Annotated in this window: 11 protein-coding genes and 2 pseudogenes; 2 read left to right on the top strand and 11 right to left on the bottom strand. The window is 75.9% G+C overall.

The genetic code is table 11. The features are described 5' to 3' along the window. Positions 1 to 88: 88 nt before the first annotated feature. A complete protein-coding gene (locus IPL61_04665) occupies positions 89 to 3,160 on the bottom strand; it encodes a protein kinase (GenBank protein ID MBK9030623.1) in 3,072 nt (1,023 codons plus the stop codon). A gap of 153 nt (positions 3,161 to 3,313) precedes the next feature. Between IPL61_04665 and IPL61_04660 the strand changes: the two genes are divergently transcribed. Next, positions 3,314 to 4,708, top strand: a complete 1,395-nt coding sequence (locus IPL61_04660) for a response regulator (protein ID MBK9030622.1) — start codon at positions 3,314 to 3,316, stop codon at positions 4,706 to 4,708. A 94-nt stretch (positions 4,709 to 4,802) separates the two neighbouring features. On the opposite strand, the gene IPL61_04655 is transcribed toward IPL61_04660, so the two are convergent. Together IPL61_04655 and IPL61_04650 are read right to left on the bottom strand one after the other, a co-directional pair. Next, positions 4,803 to 5,264, bottom strand: a complete 462-nt coding sequence (locus IPL61_04655; protein MBK9030621.1) for a GatB/YqeY domain-containing protein — start codon at positions 5,262 to 5,264, stop codon at positions 4,803 to 4,805. 444 nt (positions 5,265 to 5,708) lie between these two features. Next, a complete protein-coding gene (locus tag IPL61_04650; protein ID MBK9030620.1) occupies positions 5,709 to 6,740 on the bottom strand; it encodes a hypothetical protein in 1,032 nt (343 codons plus the stop codon). Positions 6,741 to 6,990: 250 nt separating this feature from the next. On the opposite strand from IPL61_04650, the gene IPL61_04645 reads away from it, so the two are divergent. Beyond that, the gene (locus tag IPL61_04645; protein ID MBK9030619.1) at positions 6,991 to 7,821 is read left to right on the top strand and encodes a class I SAM-dependent methyltransferase; all 831 of its coding nucleotides are present in this window, start codon (positions 6,991 to 6,993) and stop codon (positions 7,819 to 7,821) included. An 18-nt stretch (positions 7,822 to 7,839) separates the two neighbouring features. On the opposite strand, the gene IPL61_04640 is transcribed toward IPL61_04645, so the two are convergent. From IPL61_04640 to IPL61_04605, 8 genes and pseudogenes are all read right to left on the bottom strand, one after another. Then, positions 7,840 to 8,058 carry a WGR domain-containing protein gene (locus tag IPL61_04640; protein MBK9030618.1) on the bottom strand — a complete coding sequence of 73 codons (219 nt, stop codon included), beginning with the start codon at positions 8,056 to 8,058 and terminating at the stop codon, positions 7,840 to 7,842. Between the two features lie 379 nt (positions 8,059 to 8,437). Continuing rightward, positions 8,438 to 9,463, bottom strand: a pseudogene (locus IPL61_04635) (DNA ligase). 319 nt (positions 9,464 to 9,782) lie between these two features. Next, positions 9,783 to 9,995, bottom strand: a pseudogene (locus tag IPL61_04630) (WGR domain-containing protein). 2 nt (positions 9,996 to 9,997) lie between these two features. Continuing rightward, positions 9,998 to 11,341, bottom strand: coding sequence for an RNA-directed DNA polymerase (locus tag IPL61_04625; protein ID MBK9030617.1), 1,344 nt, complete (start codon positions 11,339 to 11,341; stop codon positions 9,998 to 10,000). 882 nt (positions 11,342 to 12,223) lie between these two features. Beyond that, entirely contained in the window at positions 12,224 to 14,002 is a 1,779-nt protein-coding gene (locus IPL61_04620) for an SWIM zinc finger family protein (GenBank protein ID MBK9030616.1), read from the bottom strand. Beyond that, on the bottom strand, positions 13,995 to 18,398 hold the full coding sequence (locus IPL61_04615) for a HEAT repeat domain-containing protein (protein MBK9030615.1): 4,404 nt from the start codon (positions 18,396 to 18,398) through the stop codon (positions 13,995 to 13,997). Before IPL61_04615 ends, IPL61_04620 begins: the two co-directional genes overlap by 8 nt. A gap of 80 nt (positions 18,399 to 18,478) precedes the next feature. Beyond that, the gene (locus tag IPL61_04610) at positions 18,479 to 20,629 is read right to left on the bottom strand and encodes a HEAT repeat domain-containing protein (protein ID MBK9030614.1); all 2,151 of its coding nucleotides are present in this window, start codon (positions 20,627 to 20,629) and stop codon (positions 18,479 to 18,481) included. Next, a complete protein-coding gene (locus IPL61_04605; protein ID MBK9030613.1) occupies positions 20,626 to 23,436 on the bottom strand; it encodes a hypothetical protein in 2,811 nt (936 codons plus the stop codon). The genes IPL61_04610 and IPL61_04605 overlap by 4 nt, the downstream gene beginning before the upstream one ends. Positions 23,437 to 23,483 lie beyond the last annotated feature (47 nt).

Below are 23,483 nucleotides of genomic sequence, written 5' to 3'. Positions count from 1 at the left end.
TCGCCCCACCGCCGTACGGCGTCCCACGACGGCGTCCAGCGTCGACGAGACGCACGGCCACGGAGCTCGGGATCCTCGACGAGATCGGTCAGCGACCGCTGCCGCCGCTGCCCGCCGCGCCCTGCTGCTTGGCCAGCTTGGCCTTGGTCGCGTTCACCAGCTCGATCAGCCCGCTGTCCTTCGGGTGCGCCTTGAGCAGCGCCTGGTAGTAGACCAGCGCCTGATCGTAGAAGCCCTTCTTGAAGTAGAAGTGGCCGAGCATCTTGCGCGCGGTGTCGCCCGCGCCGGCGCGCACGGCCTTGTCGGCGGTGTCGATCGCCCGATCGACGTCGGAGGTCTGGAAGTAGACCCACGCCAACCCGACCAGCGCGTCGCCGCGGTAGTGGCCGCTGGCGATCACCTGCTCGTAGGCGGTCTTCGCCTCGGCGTAGCGCAGGCGGTCCTTCATGTCGTTGGCCTGGGCCAGGAGCTTGGCCGCGTCGGCCTCGGACAGCGTCGCTGGCGGCGCCGCGCCGGTGCCGCCCGCGGGCTTGATCCGGGGCTTGCCGCTGCCGCCGTCCGACGGCGGGACGTCGACGGTCCGCGTCGGCCCGGCCGAGCCGTGGTTCGAGCCCGGGCCGGGGCCCGGCGTGACCTTGCCCGCGTCGATCGGGGGCACGCCAGCGTCGACGATGACCGCGGCTGGGCTCGGCGCCGCGGTCGCGGCGGTGGCGTTGACGTGGCCGCGGCGCTCGCCGGCGGCGACGAACAGGATCACCCCGACGCCGACCGCGAGCCCGAGGCCGAGCAGGGTCCAGGCCGCGGTGGCCCAGCCGGCCCGTTGCAACGGCAGCGCCAGGCTCTCGGCGGGGTCGGCCATCGGCGCCGCCACCACGTCGACCCGCGCCGACGACGTCGGCGTCGACGGGCTCGCCATCAGCGCGCCCGGGATCGGGGTCTGGGTCCGCGGCACCATCAGCGCCGGCGACGAGGTCGGCCGCGCGAACACGCCCGAGTCGATCGTGCGGCCCGACAGCCCCGGGTTGAGGCTCGCGACCAGGTGCTGATCGGTCGACATGCCGAGGATCTGCGCCACCGCGGTGCCGCGCCCGGCCATGCACTTGGTCAGCTCGTACTCGAACGCCTCCATCGTCGCGGGGCGATCGTCGGGGTTGCGGGCCATGGCCTCGGCCACCAGCGCCGACACCGGCGCCGGGATGGTCGAGCGCAGGTGGATCGGCGCCACCGGATCGACCGTCGCCTTCTTGGTCAGGATCTCCATGAAGTTGTCGCCCTGGTAGGGCGGCACCCCGGTCAGCATCTCGTACAGGATCGCGCCGAGCGCGTAGACGTCGCAGCGGGCGTCGGCCGGGCGGCCCGCGGCCTGCTCGGGCGCCATGTACTCGGGCGTGCCCATCGCCATGCCGGGGCTGGTGAGCTTGCGCTCGCGCGCCTCCTCGGCCTCGGTGGTCTTGGCGATGCCGAAGTCGAGCACCTTGACGAAGTCGGTGGTGCCGTCGCGGATCGTCAGGAACACGTTCTCGGGCTTCAGGTCGCGGTGGATGATCCCGGCCGTGTGCGCGGCGGCCAGCGCGCGGCAGATCTGCTGGGTGATCCGCACCGCGCGGCCGACCTCGAGCGCGCCCTCGCGCTCGATCACCGACCCCAGCTCGACGCCCTGGAGGAACTCCATGACGAAGTAGGCCGAGCCGTCGGCGGTGGTGCCCGAGTCGGTGACGTCGACGATGTGCGGGTGGCCGATCTTCGACGCCGCGCGCGCCTCGCGCCGGAACCGCTCGACCAGGTCGGGCATGCGGCTGTAGCTCGGGTGCAGGACCTTGAGCGCGACCTTCTTGCCGATGTCGATGTGCTCGGCCAGGTACACCTTGCCCATCCCGCCCTCGCCGATCAGCTCGACGACCCGGTAGCGACCGTCGACGATCATCCCCAGGATCGGCTGCGAGTCCGTCGGCGACGGGTCCGCGTCGGGCATCAGCGCGGTCACCGCCGCGGGCCCGCGGCGGTCGTTGGCCTTGCGCCGGTCGACCCCCTGGTCGCCGCGGTCGGCGGACCGGCGCCCGACCGAGCCGGGCGTCCGCACCGCGGTCGCGGCCAACGAGTCGGTGCCGACGTGGTAGTCGCCCGACTTCTCGAGGATCTGGCGCAGCTCGTCGGTCGGCGGCAGCGTCATGGCCCGGCGCCGCACGTTCGACAGCATGGCCTCGCGCTCCGTGCGCTCGTTGACGATGTCGTCGGCGAACAGGTCGCGCAGGAAGTCCGACATCCGGGTCGAGTCGGTGGTCGGGGCGTTGATCGCCAACCAGCCCTGCAGCGCCTGCCGCATCTCGTCGCAGGTCGGGTAGCGCTGGTCCTTCTCGGCCGACAGCGCGCGCACGACGATGTCGTCGAGCTCGGCCGGCACGCGCGGCGCCTTGCGGCTCGGCCGCAGCACCTCGGGGTTGCGGGCCCGGGTCAGCAGGTCCTGCGGCTGCTCCTTGCCCGGCGGGAACAGCTGCCGGCCGGTGAGCAGCTCCCACAGCACGATCGCGATCGCGTATTGATCGCTGCGGCCGTCGAGCTTCTCGCCCCGGGCCTGCTCGGGCGACATGTACGCGACCTTGCCGTAGATGATGCCGGGCGCGGTCTTCTCGAGCTTCAGCGTGGACGACGCCAGCCCGAAGTCGGTCAGCTTCACCTCGCCGGTGTAGGACACCAGGATGTTGGGCGGGGAGATGTCGCGGTGGACCAGCTGTAGGTCGGGGAACGCGTGGGCATAGGCCAGACCGCGGCACAGCTCCTTGACCACGTAGACCGCGATGTCGACCGGGAACGCCACCCGCTCGCGGGCGCAGCGGTTCCAGATCGCGCGCAGATCGCGGCCCTCGACGAAGTCCATCGCCAGGAACAGCTCGCCGTTGACCTGGCCGGCGTCGAACACCGGGATCAGGTTGCCGTGCGACAGCTTGACCACGACCTTGGCCTCGTCGCGGAACCGCGCGACGTACTCGGCGTCGGCGAGGTGGGGCAGGACGGTCTTGATGACCATCATGCGCTCGAGGCCTCGATCGCCGGTGACCGCGAGGTACAGGGCCCCCATCCCGCCCTGGGCCAGTGGTCCGAGGAGGTGGTACTTCCCGAACCGCCTCGGGTACTTGTCCAGCGTGTGCCCGGGTGAGGCCATGAGAGACGTGCAACAGGCTACCACGGCCCCCGAGACGCGACCAAACTCCCAGCCGATCGCGAATTGCGCGCAAACACCTACATGGTCGGGCGCGCGTGAACGGGTGGGCGTTCGGCCCCCCGGTCAGATCGGATCGAGTAGGATGCGCCGGTCATGGCCGCGGAGCGGGTCCTCGTCATCGATGACAGTCCGACGATCGTTCGGGTGGTGCAGCTCGTGCTCACCAAGGCCGGGTTCGTGGTCGAGGCCGCCGCCGACGGCGAGGCCGGGCTCGCGGCCGCCCGCGCGAACCGCCCTGACCTGATCTTGCTCGACTTCGTGATGCCGAAGATGAACGGCTATCAGGTGTGCCGGGAGCTGGCCGCCGACCCCGCGCTGCGCGAGATCCCGGTGGTGCTGATGAGCGCCAAGGGCGACCAGGTCGGCGAGCGGTTCGTCAAGGTCATGGGCATCGTCGACTACATCACCAAGCCGTTCTCGCCCGAGGCGATCACCGCGGTGGTGCAGCACACGGTCGGCAAGTACCGGAGCGGCGACAGCGGTCGGAGCGACGGCGTCGCGCCGGCCGAGGTCATCGACCCGACCAGCGGCCGGGCCCGGGCGCTCGCGGCGCTGCGCGCCCACCTGACCGACGTGGTCGCGGCCCGGGTCGCGGCGCTGTTCGCGCTGGCCGACGCGGCCGACGGCGGCGGCGAGGGCGACGCCCGGGTGCCGACCGACGCCGGCGCGATCGCTGACACGGTGCGGTCGGCGCTCGACGACGACGCCCTGGCGCAGGTGGTGGCCGGGCTGGATCCGGCGGTGTTCGACGGCGAGTCGCTGCGCGGCGATCTGCGCGTGATCCCGCTGGCCGAGATCGTCCAGCTGCTCGACCACCAGGAGCAGTCGGGCGTGCTGACGGTGATGCGCAACGGCGCCCGGATCGACGTGTACTTCCGGCGCGGGCGGATCGACCAGGCCCTGGGCACCGGCCTCGCCGACGATCTGCTCCTGGGCCGCTACATCGTCGACGGCGAGCTGATGCCGCGCGGCGACTTCGACGCGTTCCTGGCCAGCCGCGCCGGCGCCGCCAAGCTGATCGGCGAGCAGCTCGTGCGCCTGGGCCACCTGAGCGTCGCCGATCGCCGGACCGCGCTCGCGCGGCAGACCAGCGAGCTCCTGTACGAGGCGCTGCGCTGGCGCTACGGCACGTTCGCGTTCGTGGCCGGCAGCGACGCGCCGGCGCCGGTGGTCGAGGCCGCGCTCGAGCTCGACGTCGAGGCCCTGCTCATGGAGGGCTTCCGCCGCGTCGACGAGTGGCACCTGATCGAGCGGGCCATCGACGACTTCGAGCTGGTGTTCCTGCGCAACGAGGACGCGGTGGCCCAGATGGGCCGCGGCCGGCTCACCCGCGAGGAGCTGGCGGTGCTCGAGCAGGTCAACGGCAAGAACACCGTCAAGGACATCGTCCGCAAGTCGCGGATGGGCAGCTTCGAGGTGTCGAAGATGCTGTACCGGCTGCTGTCGATCAAGCTGGTCCGCCGCCGGGTCCTCCCGGTCGCGGTCTGAGCCGCGGACGCCGCGGGAGCCAGGCGCGCAGCGCCTGAGCCCTCTGATCGTTCGCGCGCAGGTCTGCGCGTCGGCGACCGAACCCGCCTGACGCTCAGGCGAGGGCCTCGTCGGCGAGGCGCTTGACCAGCTGGGCGTCGGCGCGATCGCCGAGCTGCTTCTTGACCATGCCGATGACCCGGCCCGCCATCTTGGGATCCTTGGCCGGCAGCGACGCGACCGCCGCGGCGACCGCGGCGCGCAGCTCGTCCTCGGACGCGCCGGCCGGGAGCATGGTCGCGCACCAGGCCAGCTCGAACTCGAGCTCGGTGACCTGGTCCTTGCCGCGGTCGCCGAGCGCCGCGTACTCGGTCCGGGCCTTCTCCATCGCCTTCTTGTAGGAGGAGATCACGTCGAGGATCAGCGCGTCGTCGACCACGCCGCTGAAGCCCTCGGCGGTGCGGCGCTCCATGATCTTGGTGTTGATCATGCGCACCAGGTTGGCGGTCCGGGAGTCCTTCGCCTTCATCGCAGCGGTGAGCTGCTGGCGGAGCTTGTCTTCGAGCGAGTCGGCCATGGCCGACGTGTAGCACGGCGGCGCCAGCGTCGGCGCCGAGAGTCTCGCGTCGTCGGTGGAGCGGCGGCTCGGCGGCTCGGGACCCTCGTTCGAGCTTGCCCGAGCTGCCGACGTGGTCCGGGCGTGACCTCGGACGTCGGAGCGCCCCTGCACCTGCCTGGGTTCGGCCACGACCCCTCTGGGGACTCAGCGCTTGTCAGCATTTCGGTCGAGCACCGGTCGGCGCGCCGGGCGTCTCGCGTCGTGGGTGGTCGTGGGTAGGGGCCCCGTCGGGGCTTGCCCCCGACGGGGGAGGGCCTGGCGACGGGCCCTCTGGGGCTCAGCGCTTGTCAGTATTTCGGTCGAGCACCGGTCCATGCGCCGGGAGTTTCGCGTCTCGGAGGGGAGGCTCGTCGGGGCTCGCCCCCGACGAGGGGAGGCCTGGCGACAGGCCTCCCTGGAAACTCAGTCCGACGTGAACAGCCGGGCCTGGCCGGGGGCGATCCGCGGGCGCTGCTTGCCGCGCCGGGTGCGGCGGTGCTCGGGGCGATCGCCGAGGACGCTCGGCACCGCGGTCAGCACCAGCGGCGGCGGCGGTGGCACGGCCGGCGCGAGCAACGGCGCGTCGGCGGCGGTGGTGACGTCGACGTCGAGCACCAGCGGCGTGGCGGAGCCGATGGCCCGGGCCAGCGCGTCGCCGAGCTCGTCGGCGGACATCGCGCCGTCGATCTCGATGCGGATCGGCGCACCCGCGCCCAGGCCGAGCGCGAGCTGGGCGGTGGCGCCGCCGCGACAGCCGAGCCGCGCGATCACCCGGTCGGCCACGGCCTGGACCGCGGCGCCGAGCCTGCCATCGACGTGGACCCGCTCGTGCAGGCGGGGCGGCGGCACGTACGGATCGAGCCGACCGCCGCTGTCGCCGCGGGCCAGCGCCTGCAGGTCGGCGTCCCAGGCCCGCGCCACCGACGGCGGCGGCAGATCGGCGAAGGCGCCGAGCGTGCGCACGCCCAGGCACTCGAGCATGTGCTGGACCTCGGCCGGCAGCGCCAGCAGGGCCAGCGGCAGCGGGGCCAGGAACGCCGCCGACCCGCCGCGCGGCACGCAGGTGACCGCGCCGTCGTGGTCGCCGCTCGACGCGGCGATGGCGGCGGTGAAGCGATCGTCGGCGATCCCGACGCGCACGTGCAGGCCGCGCTCCTGGAAGGCCTCGACCAGGCGCGCGCCGAACGTGGCGCCGCGCTTGCCCGCGGGCACCTCGACGACCATGGCGTGGTGCTGTCCGCGCGGCGGTCCGCCGAGATCGACCACCGGGGCCAGCCCGAGCAGCCGGTCGCCGAGGGCGCGCAGCAGCTCGAGCTCGCCGGCGAGGTCGCGGACCAGCGTGACCAGCTCAGGCGCGTGGCCGCGCGCGACCGACGCGACCATGCCGGGGCGGACGCCGCGGACCCAGGCCGCGCGCGAGCACGCGGTGACGACGGGAGAGGCGACATCGACCACCGCCACCGGATGCGCTGCGAGCGCGGCACGATCCGGAGCGACGGCGATGGCGGCCTGGAGCGAAAAGGATGGGAGGTGGATGCTGGCGATGCGCACGACTGACTCTCTAGCGTACTGGTCTGATGTTCAGTGATACCACGGAACGGTCGTCGTGTCCTGAGTGAAGCTGTAAGCACTCAGAACCACTCGCACAAGGATCGCTCTTGGAGAGGTTTTCGCACGCTCACACAGGCCGGCGTAGGATGCGCCCGTGCCTCACGACAGTGCTCGGATCAGCCCGACGGCCCACTACACCGGCTACACGTGGCTGGCGCACGGTCTCTCGGATCCCTCGTTCGCGACGCCGACCGGTCAGTTTCTCTACCGCGCGGTCGGCCCGGCCAACCGGCTCATGCGCGCAGCGGGGCAGCCCAACCTCGACGGCTTCCTGCTGGCGCGCCACCACATGATCGACGCGCTCTTGCGGGCGGCCATCGACCGCGGCGAGATCGGCCAGGTCGTGGAGGTCGCGTGCGGGCTGTCGCCGCGCGGCTGGCGGTTCGCGCGGGAGTTCGGCGATCGGATCACCTACGTCGAGGCCGACCTGCCGGGCATGGCGGCCAAGAAGCGTGCCGTGCTGGCGAAGGCCGGCGCCGGCGGGCCGCACCACCGCGTGGTCGAGATCGACGCCACCGCCGACGCCGGCCCGCGGTCGATCGCGGCCCTGGCCGAGACCCTCGACCCGGCGCGCGGCACCGCGATCGTCACCGAGGGGCTGCTCAACTACTTCGATCCTGCCTCGGTCGCGCGGATGTGGCGGCGGTTCGCGGCCACGCTGGCGACGTTCCCCCACGGCCTGTACCTGTCGGATCTGCACCTGGGCGAGTCGGCCGGGCCGATCGAGCGCCTGTTCGCCGGCGTCCTGGGCGTGTTCGTGCGCGGCCGCATCCACTTCCACTTCGATGACGCCCGCGCCGCCGAGCGCGAGCTCACGATCGCCGGGTTCCGCGCCGCCGAGCTGATCGATCCGTCGACCCGCGACCTGCCCGAGCTCGATCGCACCAGCGCGCGGTTCGTCCGCATCGTCGCCGCGTCGACCTGATCCTGATCCTCATCCTGGTCAGCGGTAGCCGTCCTTGCGCTTGGCGGCGGCGCGCTTCTCGGCGTCAGCCTGCGCCGCGGCCTCGGTCGCGAACGCCGTGAGCCGGGTCTGGCCGCCGGCGCCGCGGGCGCCGAACCGGATCAGGTGCTGGGCGCCGCGGACCTCGACCGTCCAGAACTTCCCCGGCGTGCCGGGCTGCTCGAGCGCGATCGTCAGCGACGGCGCGTCGGTCGACACGCGCACGACGCCAGGCGCGGCGGGGGCCTGCGCCCGATCCCGATCCCGATCCGGATTCCGATCCCGATCCGGATTCCGATCCCGATCCGATCCGGAATCCGATCCGGATTCCGATCCGGATCCGGATCCCGATCCCGATCCCGATCCCGATCCCGATCCCCCGATCCGGATTCCGATCCCGATCCGGATTCCGATCCGGATTCCGATCCCGATCCGGATCCCGATCCCGATCCGGATTCCGGTCCCGATCCGGATTCTGATCCCGATCCGGAGCCGCAGCCGGCGCGGCAGCCGGCGCGCGCCTCGTCGTCTTCGTCTTCACCGCGCCCGCCGCCGCCGGCCGGCCGCCCGCCAGCTTCGACATCGGCGTCACCTCGCCATCGATCCGCACGCCGACGTAGCTCGGGAACCGCGGCACGCCGTCGTCCGACAGCTCCTGGTAGCGGAACGTGATCACTGCGCCCAGCGGCGGCGGCGCGTCCCGCTCGGCGTCCGACAGGCCGGTGCCGACCGAGAACCGGGTGCCGTCGGCCAGCTCGACCTCGAGCGCGCCCAGCCGGCCCTTGTGCTTGCCGGCGCCGGGCGCGTGGCCGATCACCCGGGCCTCGGCGTCGTGGAAGGTCTTGACCTTGAGCAGCGTGCTCGAGCGCCCGATCTCGTAGCGCGAGCCGGGCTTGCGCAGCATCAGGCCCTCGCCGCCGAGGGCCTCGACCCGGGCCAGCTCGGCGCGCAGGTGCGCGACGCCGTCGCAGCGCACGTGCTCGTGCCAGCGCGCGTACGGCGGCGCGTGGCGATCGAGCGACGCGCGCACCTCGACCATCCGGTCCTCGAACGGCGCGGCCGACGCCGGGGCGTCGAACACCACGTACAGCAGCTGCTTCCACGCGGCGCCGGCGTCGCCCGAGCGCACCACGCTGGTCGTGCGCTGGAACAGCTTGCGCCCCATCCACAGCTCGCCGTCGAGGGGGTGCGCCGGCAACGCGGCGATGAACCACGGCGGCGCGGCGAAGCGGTTGCCGAGCCGCGACCAGAACTGCCCGCCGTCCCAGTAGGCGCGGATGCCGTCGAGCTTCTCGCTCATCCACCAGCCGTCGGGGGCGACGTCGTGGGCCCAGGCATGGGCGAGCAGCACCGGCGGCGCGGTGCCCTTGACGACCGCGGCGGTGCGGCCGCCGCGCAGGGCCGCGCCGCTCGCCACCGGCGCGGCGCCGACGCGCGCGTCCTCGACCTCGGCGCCCAGGTACGCGCGCAGGTGCTTGCAGGTGCGCGCGTCGATCGTGCGGCCCTGGTTGCGCCAGGCCGGGCACGTGCACGCGTAGACCGCGCCCTGGCGCGACAGCGTGTAGCGCGCCGAGCCCGAGCCGGGCACCTCGACCGAGGCGCCGTCGGCCAAGGTCGCGGTCACTGCTCCTCGTGGCCCTCGCCGGCGAGCGTGGCCAGGAGCCGGTAGTACGCCTTGCGCGCGCCTCCTCGGGGCTGGCGTAGGTCTCGAGCGCGTCCATGCGCACGGTCGCGCCGACCAGCGCGAGGTGGGTCGCGACCTGGCGACCGCCGGCGGCGAGGGTGAGCCGGGCCTCGGGGCCGGCCTTGGCCCCGGCGGGCGCGGGCGCAGGCGCGGCGGCCTTCTTGCCCTTCTTCTTCGGCGCCTCGTCCTCGTCCTCGTCCTCGTCCTCGTCCTCGTCCTCGTCGGGCTCGTCGGGCTCGGCCGCGTCGCCGCCGCCCGCGCCGGCGTCGGCGTAGCCCTTCTTGCGCTTCTCGCGCTCGAGCTTGTCGAGCTCCTTCTTGGCGCCCTCGGGCCCGAGGTCCTTCACCTGGGTCTGGCCGTTGGTGCCGATCTTGCCGTAGTTGACGTAGAGCGTCCCGCCGTCGACGCGCGCCCGCCAGAACTTGCTCGACGTGCCCTCCTCGAACTCCAGGTGCACCTGCCACTCGCTCATGGTCACTCGCTTCCTGCCGGCGCTCCGCCGGCGCGCTCCGCCAGTCGATCGATCCGCGCCATGAACGCGCGGCCCCGCGCCGGGTCGGTCATCATCACGAACGCGGCCATGCCGCGCAGCGCCTCGATCGACTCGCCGCGCCCGGGCCGCCCGAGCTCGCGGTTCTTGATCGCCGCGCGCAGGTTGCGCTGGGTGGCGCGCGGCACTCGCGCGGGCGGCCGCCCGTCGGCCTGGTTGACCACGAGCCCGGTGACCTGCTGCCGGCCGCCGCCGCGCATGACCCGGGTCTTGGTGCGCTTGATCGTGAAGCCCTCGGCCGCGACGATCATCTCGACCGCGCGCAGCAGCTTGCCGATCGCGTTGGTGCGATCGGCCTGGCCGGCCGCGCCGCCGTGCCACGAGAACGTCATGTCATCGGCGTAGCGGGTGTAGCGACAGCCGAGGCTCCGGGCCAGGCCGGTGAGGCGACCGTCGAGGCGCAGGCACAGCGCGTTGGTGATCGACGGGCTGGTCGGTGCGCCCTGGGGCAGCGCGCGCGGGCCGGTGGCGACGTAGCAGGTGCGGCCGCGCACGAGCAGCTCCTCGCGCGGCGCCTCGGTCGCCATCAGCGCGAGCAAGGTCGCGACCTGCTCGCCGAGGCCGGCGCCCTTGCGCAGGAGGCCCTTGACCCGGCGGTAGGTCACCGTCGGGTAGAAGCCCTCGATGTCGAGCTTGACGATGATCTTGGCGCCGGCGTGGACCACCGCGTTGGTCGCGATCGAGCGCCCGGGCAGGAAGCCGTGGGCGGCGCCGTGGACCGGCAGGTGCTCGGTGATCGAGCGCGCGATCCACCGCTGCGCCGCCTTGAGCGTGGGCTTGGGCGCGGTGATCGGGCGGACGCCGCCGTCGCGCTTGGGCACCGTCCAGCGCTGGTAGTGGGTGCCGGTGTCGACCTCGCGGTGGTAGCTGAGCCAGCGCAGCCGCGCGATCGACAGGCCGAGCGCCTTGGCCAGCGCCTCGACGTCGGGCAGCGCCGGCAGGTCGGCGTCGGCGCGCTTGCGCTCGGGCTCGGCCGCGTCGAAGCGATCGACGTCGGGCGTGTCGTGCCACCACACGCCGGCGCCGACGTGGACGATGTGGACCGCCTTGTACGCGGCCCAGGCCACGCGGAACAGCTCGCGCCGGACCCGGCGCTCCTCCTCGCGCCGCGCCTTGTACGCCTTCTTCTCGCCGTCGGACATCGACGACGGCACGCCCGGATCGGCCAGGCCCTGCCGCGCCAGCGCCGCGTCGACCCACGGCCGGATCCCGCCCGCCGCCGCGACCTCCGCCCACGGCACCGCCGCCAGCTTCGCCCCCGCCGTCATGCCCACCCCCGCTGCGCCGAACGATCAGCACGCACGCGCGTCGAGCCTGCACCCCGCGCTGCATCCGCACCCGCGCGTGTCGACGTCCAGACCCGCGCGCAACGCTCCGGGCCCCGAACCTCCGCACCGTCGCGTGTCGAGGCTACACCCTGCGCTGAACGCTCCGGGCCCCGAACCTCCGCACCGTCGCGTGTCGAGGCTACACCCTGCGCTGAACGCTCCGGGCCCAACCCGCCCCGTGTCGAGGCTACACCCTGCGCTGAACGCTCCGGGCCCCGAACCTCCGCACCGTCGCGTGTCGAGGCTACACCCTGCGCTGAACGCTCCGGGCCCCGAACCTCCGCACCGTCGCGTGTCGAGGCTACACCCTGCGCTGAACGCTCCGGGCCCCGAACCTCCGCACCGTCGCGTGTCGAGGCTACACCCTGCGCTGAACGCTCCGGGCCCCGAACATCCGCACGCTCGCGTGTCGAGGTCCCAACCCGCGCTGAACGCTCCGGGCCGTTTCGGGTGGGGGCCCCGGCGCATGCCGGGGGAGGGTTTTTTCGAAAAACCCTCTTTGTAAAAGGCTCCAGGAAGAGGAGGCGCTCGCTACAACCCTCATGGGACACGGTAGGCTCACAGGTTCGCCGCCCAGAGGGGCCCCAATTGTTGGGTGCAAACCGGGTTCGCTCGGTTGGTCCAGCTGGACCCGACAATTGGGGCCCCTCTGGGCGAGCGAACCAAGAACAGCCTACCTTGTGGAGAGTGGCTACTGCTTGTGCCGGGACGGCGCGACGCCGCCCTTGCGCCGGAGCGCAGGCTAACGAAGGCGACTCCTCTTCCTGGAAAACGACAACGTCGCGACTGTAGTCGCGGCGACGAGCGCATGTCAACGCGGCCTCACGCGGTCGCATCGATGAATCCTTTGCGGGCCAGCTCGTCGAGCCGCGCGAAGTACGCGGCGCGCGCGTCATCGGCGCTGGGGTGGAGCTGGCGGGTCATGCGCAGCGGCTCGGCGGCGCCCCAGCGCGCGACCACGGCGCGATCGTCGAGCGACAACCGGAAGGTCTCGCTGCCGGCCGGCGTGCGGCGGAACAGCGTCCGGGTCTCGGCGCGGATCAGCCGGCGGCCGTCGGCCGTGTCGCGCGCGGCCGCGAGCGCGGCCTGGGCGCGCACGTGCAGCACCCGCAGCGCGATCATGTGCTCGCACGGGCCCTCCTTGATGCCGGCGCGGCGGAACCCGGGGCAGGTGCAGGTGGCGCCGGCGGTGCGGCCCTCGCGATCGATCGTGAACGTCGCCAGGAAGCGTCGGTGCGCCCGGGCGTCGTCGACCTGGCCCTCGATGCGCTCGCCGTCGGCGCCGAGGTCGTGGACCTTGGTCAGCGCGACCTGATCGGGCTCGGCCAGGAGGCGGTGGGCCGCGGCCTCGCGCGCGTCGCGGTACCGGAGCGCGTCGGCGGGCGGCGGCGTGGCCAGGAGCGGGCGCGCGAACGCGACGCCGCGCGCGAGATCGACGCCGGCGCGGAGCCCGGCGAGCTCGGCGGCGAGCGCGGACCGGGTGGCGGGCGTCAGCTCGGCCAGCGGCAGGCCGGCGGCGAGGCGCGGCCCGAGGTCGGCGGCGCCATCGTCAGCGCCGACCGCGAGCTGATCGAACGTGGCGATGCCGGCCCAGCCGGCGTCGGTCCAGCCCGACAGCCCGAGGGTCAGCGTGACGTCGCCGGCGTCGACGACGTAGAACGCCGGGATCCCGGGGCCGAGCAGGTGGACCGCGACCCGGCGGGCGTGGGGTAGCAGGCGCGCGAGCACCTGGAGCCGGTTGCGGCCCCAGGTGCGGACCACCATCGGGCGCGTGCCGGTGTAGGGGCCGCCGGTCGCGGTCAGCACCAGGTCCCAGGGCTCGAGGACGATCCGCGGCGGCTTTCCGGGGACCAGCTCGTAGCGCAGGGCCCGCGGCGCCTGCTTGGCCTTGCGCGTGCGCAGCGCGTACAGGACGTTATAGAGATCGATCGGCGCCAGCTCGAAGCGCTCGGCCGGCAACAGCGCCGCGGCCTGGATCTGGCCGAACGCGCGCAGCCAGCGCAGGGGCACGCGGCGCGAGGTCGGCGTCGCGGTCGCGGTCGAGGCCGCGACGGGCGCGAGCGCCAGCGTGGTCGTGCGGTACGTGCGCACGCGGCCGATCGCGCGCAGCGCCGCCGGCGACAGCTCGAGGAAGGTGGTGCCGGGCGCCAGGTCGGCGGCGACCAGCGCGCCGGCACCGATCGCGAGCTGGGCGTAGGCCGACTCGTCCCGCGACAGGAGCTCGAGGCGGAGCGCGTCGGCGCCGATCGTCAGCACCGGATCGAGCGGCTCCTCGGCGCGCGCGGCCTCGGCGTAGCGCAGCTGCAAGTACTCCTTCTGCGCGTCCCAGACTTGCTTGGACACGCCCTTGCCCTTGGCCAGCAGGTACGCGAGGTAGTCGGCGCGATCGCGGCCGCGGAAGCGGAGGTCGCTGGCGAGCACGTCGCCGACCGCGAGCAGCGCGTCGCGCACGAGGGCCGGCCGGTGGACCCGGGTGGTGGCGTGGGCCGCGGCGCGGGCGCCGTCGGTCGGGAGCTCGATCCGCACGCTGTCGCCGTCGCTGACGACGCTGGCGGTGCCGAACGCGACCGGGACGTCGAGGGTCGTGAGGGGCTCACTCATCGTCGTCATCCTCGTCCTCGTCCTCGTCCTCGTCGTCGTCGTCGTCGTCGTCGTCGTCGCCGTCGTCGTCGTCGCCGTCGTCATCCTCGTCGTCGTCGTCGTCGTCGTCGTCGTCGTCCGACTCGCCGCCGCCGTCGTCCGACTCGCCGCCGCCGTCGTCCGACTCGCCGTCGCTGCCTCCGGCGAGGCGCGTGCCGCGGCGCTCGCGATCGACGCCGTCGGCCCAGACCTTCTTGGCGTTGCGCCGCAGGCGCGCCAGCGCGCGCCACGCCGCCGCGCGCACCGTCGCCGGCTCGCCGACGTCGGCGACGATCGCCTCGAGCGCCGCGCGCGCGTCGTCGCCGCCGATCCGGCCCAGCGCCGCGATCGCGACCAGGCGCGCGGCGTCGTCGCCGGTCCGCCGCGCGATCGCGATCAGCTCGGCGGGGCCGCCGGTCAGCGCGACCGCCACCGCCGCGCCGCGGGTGTCGTCGGCCACCAGCAGGGCCTCGCCGCCGCCGAACGACGTGAGGCTCGCGGCGATCAGCGGCGCGCGCGCCGACAGATCGACGGCGGCGGCCGCGGTGCGCGCCAGATCGGTCACGTCGCCGCCGCTGGCGGCGGTCGCGCGCGCGGCCGGCGTCCGGACGGCGCGGGCGTCGTCATCGACCAGCGCGCGCAGCGCGGCCCCGGCGTGGGCGGCCAGCCAGGCCGCGGCCTCGGCCCGGACCGGCGCTGGTGCCGCGCGGTCGCTGGCGGCCGCCAGCGCTCGATCCTCGATCGCCGCGCCGGTCCGGTGTGCGGCCCACAGCGCCGCGCGCCAGGCCTCGACCTCGCGCGCCACGGCGGCGGCGCCGGCGGCGCCGCGGGCCAGCTCGAGCGTCCGCGCCGCGCGCCAGCCGGCGGCGGCGCGATCGACGGCGGCGATCACCGGCGGCGCCAGCGCGCTCGCGCCGGCGGCGCCGGCCAGCCACGCGGCCTCGGTGCGGGTCGCGGCGTCGGCGTCGGCGAGGGCCCCGGCGATCGCCTCGAGCGGGAACGCCTGACGCCGGACCAGGCCCTCGCGCAGGCCCTGGCGCACGTCGTCGGCCAGGCCGCCGAGGCGCGCGACGATCGTCGCGGGATCGCCGTGGCCGCCGAGGTAGGCCGCCGCGGGGCGGCTGACTTCGGGCCAGCGGCTGGGCAGCGCCAGCATGTACGCGCGCGTGCGATCGGCGCGGAAGATCGTCAGCGCCGCGGTCAAGGCCGCCGCGCGGACCGCGCGCTCGCTGGTCGTCAACGCGACGCCGAGCGCGGCCTCGCTGGCCTCGTCGCCGAGCGTGCCCAGCTCGGTCGCGGCGGCGGCGCGCTCGTCGGCGCCCAGCTCGCGGTCGAGCATGATCTGCTCGAGCAGCGCCCGGCTGCGCGCGTCGCCGATGTGGCGCAGCGCGGTCGGCGCGTGGCGTCGGGCCGGCCCGAGCCCGGCGGTGGCAGTGCGCTCGATCCGCTCACGCAGCCCGGCCAGCTCGTCGGCGTCGGCGTCGGGGCGCGCGGCCAGCGCATGCACCATCGCGCCGAGCGTCGCGATCACCGTCGGCGCCAGCGCCTGATCCTGGGGCGCGTCGGGGCCGGCGTCGAGGATCGGCAGCAGGTGCTCGAGCGCGCGCCGATCGCCCAGCTCGCCGAGCGCCAGGGCCGCGCGCTCGCGCTCGGGCGGCTCGCCGGCCTTGAGCACCAGCAAGAGCGCGAAGAACGCCTCGGGGCGGCCGCGCCGGGCCAGGCCCTCGCCGGCGGGCAGCACCAGCTCGCGCCGGCCGCCGCGCAGCGCCGCCTCGAGCGGGCCCAGGGTCGCGGTCGGCACCGCGGCGACCCGCAGCGCCAGCGCCTCGCACGCGCGCGTGCGGACCTCGACGTCGCGATCGGCCAGCAGGCGCTCGAGCTGGTCCTCGGCGCCGCGCTCGTCGAGATCATCGAGCAGCGCCGGCGCGCCGGCCTCGTGGGCGATCGAGCCCAGCCCGGCGATCAGGGCGTCGACGTCGGCGGTGCGATCGGGATCCTCGAGCAGGCGGGTCGCGAGCGCGGTCGCGGCCGCGGCGGCCACGGTCGGTGCGCGGCCGGCCGCCTCGATCAGCGCGGTGCACGCCTCGTCGGTACGATCGCCGTCGCGCAGGAACGCCGCGAGCGCGTCGATCGCGCGCAGGTCGCCGCGGCGCGCCAGGCCGTCGGCCGCGCCGAACCGCAGCTCGGCGTCGTCGCTGCCGAGGGCGGTCGCCAGCGCCTCGATGACCGGCGCGGCGTCGGCGGCGGCGGCGCCGTCGCTGCCGCGCTCGACCAGCTGACCGACCGCGGCGGCGCGGACGTCGGCGTGGCGGCTGCGGGCGCCGGCCAGGAGCGGCGCGACCGACCCGGCGGGGTACAGGCGCGGCAGCCGCAGCAGCGCGTGGGCGCGCACCGCGGCGTCGTCGGCGTCGAGCGCCGCGTGGACCAGCGCGGCCGCGTCGGCGTCGCCGGCGGCGGCCCGGCCGACCAGCTCGTCGATCGCGGCCTTGCCGATGTCGGCGGCCGAGCGCAGCGCGGCGGCCAGCGGCGCCAGCGCGCCCTTCGGGTACTGCGCGCGCACCGCGGCCATCGCGCCGGCGCGCACGAGGTTGTGGCTGTCGGCCAGCGCGTGCTCGAGCGCGGGCAGCGCGGCGTCGCGGCCGACCGCGCCGTCGGCGGCGAGCGCGGCGATGCGCTCGACGGCGTCGCGGCGGATGCGCTGGGTCTCGTCGGCGGCGCCGGGCGCCGGGCCCTGCCGGACCAGGCCGGCGTAGACGCCGAACACCAGCCGCGCGGCCACCGCGCGATCGAGCCCGGCCGCCGCCGGGCGCGGCGGCACCGGCCGCGGCTCCGGGCCGCCGGCGTACGCCAGGATGATCGCGAGGCGCTCGAGCTCGGTCGGCGTCGGCTCGGTCTTCGCGACCGCCGCGGCGCGCCCGACGACGAGCCGGCGGATCCAGCCGCTGGCGCGGGCGGTCCGGTGCTCGGACGCGTAGTTGGTCGCGGGGACGGTGGTCTGGGCCGGGCCGACGAGGCGCGCGGCCTCGCGCCAGAACGCCAGCGGCTGCGGCCGCAGCGCCAGCACCTGGGCCGCGGCGTAGCGCCGCTCGGACACGTCGCTGGCGAGGTTGTCGACGACGACGCGCAGGAGCGCCGCGCGCCGCGCCTCGGCCGGCCAGTCGCGCAGGTCGGCGGCCTTGTCGGGGCGGCGCGGGCCGACCAGCTCGGTGGCCACGTCGAGCAGCGGCGCGCCGGCGGCGCGGGCCTCGATCAGCCGCGCGGCCGCGAACCGGAGCTCGGGCGCGGGGCTGGCCAGCGCGTCGAGCAGCAGATCGGGCCCGACGCCGGCCGCGGCCAGCGCGACGTCGCGGGCGACGATCACCGCGAACGCCAGATCGGCGACGTCGCGCTCGGGATCCTCGAGCGCCTGGCGCAGGCCGCGGGCGCCGTCGGCGCCGAGCGCGGTCAGCCCGACGATCGCGCCCAGGCGCAGCGGCCGGTGATCGTGGCGCTGGGTGCCGGCCAGGACCGGCAGCGCGCGCAGATCGCCGAGCCGGGCCAGGCCCTCGGCCGCCCACGACCGCACCGGCAGGTCGGCGTGGCCGAGCGCGTCGAGCAGCGCCGGCTGCTCGGCCGGGCCGCACGCGGTCGCCAGGCCCCGCGCCGCCATCTCGCGCACGATCGGATCGTCGTCGTCGAGCAGGCCGCTCTGGAACGGCACCGCGCCGGGATCGCCGACGTCGGCGAGCGCGCGGGCCGCGCGCCGGCGCAGCTCGTCGCTGGGGCGATCGACGTCGGTCCGCGGGATCGACAGGAGCCGCTGCATCGGCGCGACCGCGCGCCGATCGCGCCGGGTGCCGCACAGCTCGCCGGCCCGCACCTGCAGCGCGTAGAAGATCGACGCGAACGCCGCCGCGAAGCCCTCGGCGTCGGTGGGCGCGACGTGATCGAGCGCCTCGATCGCCGCGGTGTGCACGGCCGGCTGGTCGTCCCGGACCAGCTCGATCAGGCGCGCCCGCACCGCCGCCGCCGGAGCGTGGCGCGCGCCGGCGGCGCCGGCGGCCCGGACCGACGCGCGCGGCGACGCCATCGCCGCCAGGTGCACGTCGGCGCGGGCGCGGTCCTGGCCCGGCCGCGGCTGGTCGGGATCCTCGTGGGTGAGCGCGGCGTACGCGGCGTGGCCGACCTCGGCTACCGGATCGCGCACCAGCCCGAGCAGCGCGGCGTCGACGGCGGCGGCGACCGCCGGGGCGCCGGGTCGGGCCTCGCGCCGGCGCGCCAGCTCGGCCACGACCTGGCCGCGGACGTCGGCGTGGCGGCTGCGCGCGCCGCGGGTCAGCGGCACCATCGGCGTCGCCGCGTGCCAGGCCCAGACGGTCTTGTAGGCCTCGGCGCGCACCGCCGGATCCTCGTCGTCGAGGGCGTCGCCGAGGAGCGCGTCGGCCCGGGCCGCGACCGGGCCGGTGGGGCCGTGCTTGATCAGCAGCGCCAGCGCGCGGTGCGGACGTCGGCCTGGCTGGCGCGCAACGCCAGCTCGGCCAGGTCGAGCTCGGCCTCGGCGGCGCCGCCGGTGCGGTCGATCAGCGCCGCCATCGCCGCGCCGCGCACCTGCGCGTCGTCGTCGTCGAGCAGCCAGCCCAGCCGCGCCAGCGCGCGATCGTCGTCGGCCACCAGCCGCGCGGCCACGGCCAGGGCGTCGACCGCGGCCCGGCGCACGCCGGCGTCGGGGTCGCGCGACAGCCCCAGCACCGCGCCGAGCGCGCGCGCGTCGCCGAGGTAGATCAGGCCGCGGGCGCCGCGCAGCGCGGTCTCGGGCTGACGGCAGGCCATCGCCTGGAACAGCGGCCCGCGCTCGTCGTCGTCGAGCGTCACCGGCTCGGTCGTCGGCGGCGGCAGCGCGGCCTCGGCCACGCCGACCCGCGCGGCGGCGTCGACCAGGTTGGTGGCCAGCGTGCTGTCGAGCGCGCGCAGGCGGCCGGCGGTGCGCGGGCGGCCGCACAGCGCCACCGCGTACGCGGCCCAGCGGACCTCGGGGCTGTCGTCGTCGAGCGCGGCCGCGATCAGCCCGCGCGCGGCGGCGTCGGCGGCGCGATCGACCAGGCCCAGGGTGAACAGCGCGCGGGCCCGCAGATCGGCCGGGCCCCGGGCCAGCGCGGTCCGCACCGCCCAGCGCGGATCGGCCGCGCCCAGCGCGCGCGCGACCGCGAAGCCGCGCTCGCGCACCGCCGGCACCGGATCGGTGAACGCCTCGGCCGCGAGCGCCGCGGTCAACGACCCGGCCGGCTGCGCCGCGAGCGCGTCGAGCGCCAGCAGCCGGACGTCGTCGGCGCGCGCCGCCAGGCCGGCGCGGATCGGCGCCAGCGGCTCGGCGGGATCGAGCGCGCACAGCGCGGCGAACGCGGCCGCCCGCACCCGCGCGTGACCGTCCGCGAGCGCGGTGCGCAGGGCCGGGCGCGCGCGCCGGCGGCCGCCGGTGGCCAGCGCGGTGGCGGCCGCGGCCTTGATCTCGAACATCGGCTCGCGGGCGAGCGCGCGCTCGAGCAGCACCCGGGCGTCGTCCTCGGGCAGCGCCGCCAGGGTCGCCACCGCCGCCGCGCGCACGCTCTGGCTCTTGGGCTTGTGATCGTCGAGCTCGGCGGCCAGGCGATCGAGCTCGCTGGTGGTGATCGCGGGCGCGCCGACCGGCTCGCCGTCGGCGCCGAGCGTCTGCGCCACGACCTTGCGGGCCGCGGTCGCGGCCAGCACCTGCGCGGTCGAGCCGTCGACGCCCTTGACCGCGCCCGGCGCGATCGCCAGCGCGGCGCCGGCGCCGGCGCCCAGCTCGAGCGTGCGCGGCTTGCGGTTGGAGTCGAGCGGCCAGCTCTTGAGCGCGCCGTCGTCGCCGAGCGACCACAGCCGGCGCGGCTGCTCGCGCCCGGCCGGGTCGATCAGGAGCGGCCCCAGCGCGAGCGCGCGGACCGCGCCGGCGTGGGCGTGGGCGCCGGCGCGGTCGCTGGCCTCGGCGTCGCCGGCCACGTACGCGGTGCGGATCGCGCCGTCGCCGGTGCCCGCGATCACGCGCCCGTCGCCGAGGCCGACCAGCGCGCGCACGCCGCCGTCGCCGCCGACCGCGAGGGGCCGGGCCCGGGCGCCGTCGACGACCCAGGCGCCGTCGACGCCGCCGACCACGACCACGCCGCTCTCGACCGCGACCGCGTCGAGCGCGCGCTCGGCCACCGCGACCCGCGCCGTCACCGTCAGCGTCGGCCGCGCGTCGACCACCGCCAGCGCCAGCCGGTGCAGCGCGCCGTCGGCCGTGGCCGCGAGCACGCTGGCCCCGTCGACGACCAGCAGCGCCCGCACCGCGGCGCCGAGGTCGAGATCGACGCGCAGGGTCGGCTCGCCGTCGCCGACCACCCAGCCGCGCACGCGGCCGTCGCCGCACCCGGCCAGGAGCAGGTCGTCGTCGACGAACGCCAGCGCGTGGACCGCGGCGCCGACCGCCATCGTCCGGGCCTTGGCCTTGCCGCGCGGCAGCAGGTGGACGCTGGCCGCCGGCTCGGGCGCGGCGTCGCGGCGTCCGCCGATCGCGATCGCGCGCGTCGACGCGGCGATCGCCAGCAGGCGCTCCAGCTGGGGGCCGAACGTCACGCCGGCCTCCGCGCCGGGTGAGCCGGACGCAGCCGCGGCGCCGGCAGCCCGAGCGTGCCGAGGCCGGGGTGGGCCTGGCGGATCGCGGCCAGCGCGGCGACCGCCGCCTGCCACTCGCCGCGCGCGACCGACGCGGCGACCTCGCCGAGCACCGGCGCCACCAGCGCCGCGAACCCGACCTCGCGCACCGCGAGGTCGCGCACGGCCTCGATCAGCCGGCGCTTGGCCACCGACGCCGGCAGCGGCCGCTCGGGCTTCACGCCGGCCAGCGGCTCGCGCTTCTCGAGCCGCCCCGGCGGCAGCCCGAACAGCACCGTCCGCACGAACTGCCGCAGCGCCGCGATCTCGGCCTCGCCGTCGGCCAGCGGCTCCGCCACCGCGACCGCGGCGGCCGACGGCCCCCGGGCCGGGGTCCACTCGGCCGGGGTGGTCCGCGGCCGGTGGCGATCCCAGAACAGCCGCACCGCGAACAGCCGCACGTCGCGCTCGGCGCTCTCCATCAGCCAGGCCAGGCGCGCGCGCCCGCCGACGCGGTCGTACGCGCGCCGGATGATCGTCAGCGCCGCCTCGCGCGTGCCCTTGTGCGGGCACTCGGCCAGCGCGAACACGCGCCCGCCGTCGAGCCAGTCGCCCGGGAGCTGGCCGTCGCCGGCGGCGATCGCGCCCAGCAGGAGCTCGTTGCCCAGCGCGCGCGGCTCGCGGTGATCGCTGGTCGCGAGCTGGTAGGGCAGCGCGCGATCGCCCCAGCGGACGATCTCCTCGGCCGCGATCGCGCAGCCGAGCTTGCGCACGTCGGCGCGGGCGTCGCGCGTGAGCGGCACGATCCGCGCCGCGGGGTAGTCGTCGTGGGTGAGCCGCGGGGTCAGCCCGACCGCTTTGGCCTCGGCCAGCTCGCGGCCCAGCACCGGGTGGTGCGCGCGCAGGTACGTCGACGCGAACTCCCGCACCGGCTCGGCGCTGCCGGCGCCCGCGGCCAGCTCCCACAGCCGCGCCAGGCCTGCGGTCCGTCCGCCGCCGGCCGGCGCGAAGTCCTCGGGCGTGAAGTGCTCGAGCAGGAGGCGGTGCGCGAAGCCGTGCAGATCGGGCTCGGTCGACCGCGCCAGCTCGAGCAGCCAGCCCAGGCCGATCCGGCCGGGCGCGACCAGCGCGCGGTTGCCGAGCAGGCGCAGCGCGAGCGGGCGCAGCCGCGGCCGCGCCACCAGGCCCTTGACCCAGTCGACGTCGAGCGCGTCGCCGGCCAGCTTGCCGGCCTCGAGCCACCCGGCCACGGCGTCGGTGAGCGCGCGATCCTCGAGCGCCTGCTGCAGCCAGCGCGCGGTCAGCTCGGCGCCCGGGCGTCGGCCCAGCTCCTCGAGCGCGCGCTTCCGCACCGCCCGGTCGCAGGCCGGGTCGGCGAGCGTGGCGATCCAGTGGCCGGCCGGGATGGTCACGCCGGCGTCGCTGTACCAGCCGATGACGAACTGCAGCTGGTCGTACCCGCCGGTGGCGAGCGCGACGAACAGCTCGACCGCGAGATCGGCCGGGCGCGCGCCCTCGCGCAGCTTGGCGATCGCCAGCGCCCGGGCGGCCGGCACGCGGATCAGCCGCACCAGCCCCGGCAGGCCGATCGTCGTCGTCGGCAGCGCGCCCAGCCGATCGAGCGCGAACGCGACCACGTCGGCGTGGCCGTCGATCGCCAGCGCCACCAGCCGCTCGACCTCGAGGTCGGCCGCGTGGGTGCGCGCGTACGCGATCGCGAACCCGGCGACGCCGGCGTCGCGGCTGCGCAGGAAGTCGAGGACGACCTCGTGCAGCCCGAGCGCGCGGTACTGCGACGCGTGCAGGTCGGGGCGCGCGCGCAGGAGCTTGACGACGAACGCCGCCACCGGGCCGTCGGCGCCGCGTCGACCCAGCGCCGCGAGCTGGGCCGGGGTCAGCGCGTGCAGCGCCGTCGGATGATCGGCCTCGAGCGCGGCGATCGCCCAGCCCGCGACCTCGCGGTGCCCGGCCTCGAGCAGGAGCCGCACCAGCGGCGCCGGTGTCAGCTTCCACGCGTCGGGGAACGCGCGCTCGGTCAGCGCGGGCGGCCGGAAGCCGACCGGTCGCTTGGTGCCGCGCAGGCGCTTGCGGCCCCAGATGTGCGCGGCCACCCACGACGAGCGCACCGGCGCGTCGTCGCGGTAGTGGCGCAGCACCTCGATCGCGAACGCCGGGTACGCCTCGGGCACCGCCTGGCCCAGGTGGCGCAGCCAGCGCCACGCGCGCTTCTTCATGTAGAGGATCGTGCCGGGCGCCAGCTCGTCCTTGTCGTACCCGCGCGGATCCGGGCCGAGCATGTCGAAGCGGTACGCGAGCGCGCCGAACAGGAGGGCGTCGTGGCGGGCCTCGGCCCGCTTGTAGATCAGCTTGGCCGCCTGCCACACGCCCCAGCGCAGCCGGCCGCGGGTGAACACGGTCACGAGCGCGGCGCGGGCCGCGTCGTCGCCGGCGTCGTCGAGCGCGAGCAGCAGCTGGCCCAGGCGCAGCCGCGGCGGCAGCCACGGCGACGCGGCCGCGGCCTGCCAGGCCTCGCGCCGCGCCAGCCGGCGCTCGGTCGCGGTCTTGCCGCGCAGCGCCTGGTTGCTGATCTGCTGGCGCAGTCTGAAGATCGTCAGCGCGCCGTTCGGCGGCCGCGGCCGCGCGACCGCGTCATCGTCGTCATCGTCATCGCCGGCGCCGTCGTCGCAGCCCGGCGGCGGATCGACCTGCTCGAGGTAGCGGACGAGGAGCTCGCCGAGCTGGGGTCGCGATCGCGCACCGCACGCTCGAGATCCGCGAACATCACCCATGTGCGCGCGTCGGTCATCCCTCGCGGCTGACGCTAACACGATCCGCG

It is taken from the genome of Myxococcales bacterium, assembly GCA_016717005.1.
In the GTDB taxonomy this organism is placed as follows: Bacteria; Myxococcota_A; Polyangia; order Haliangiales; family Haliangiaceae; genus UBA2376.
Note: the sequence above shows the minus strand (reverse complement) of the source record. Positions and strands in the feature narration are given on the sequence as shown.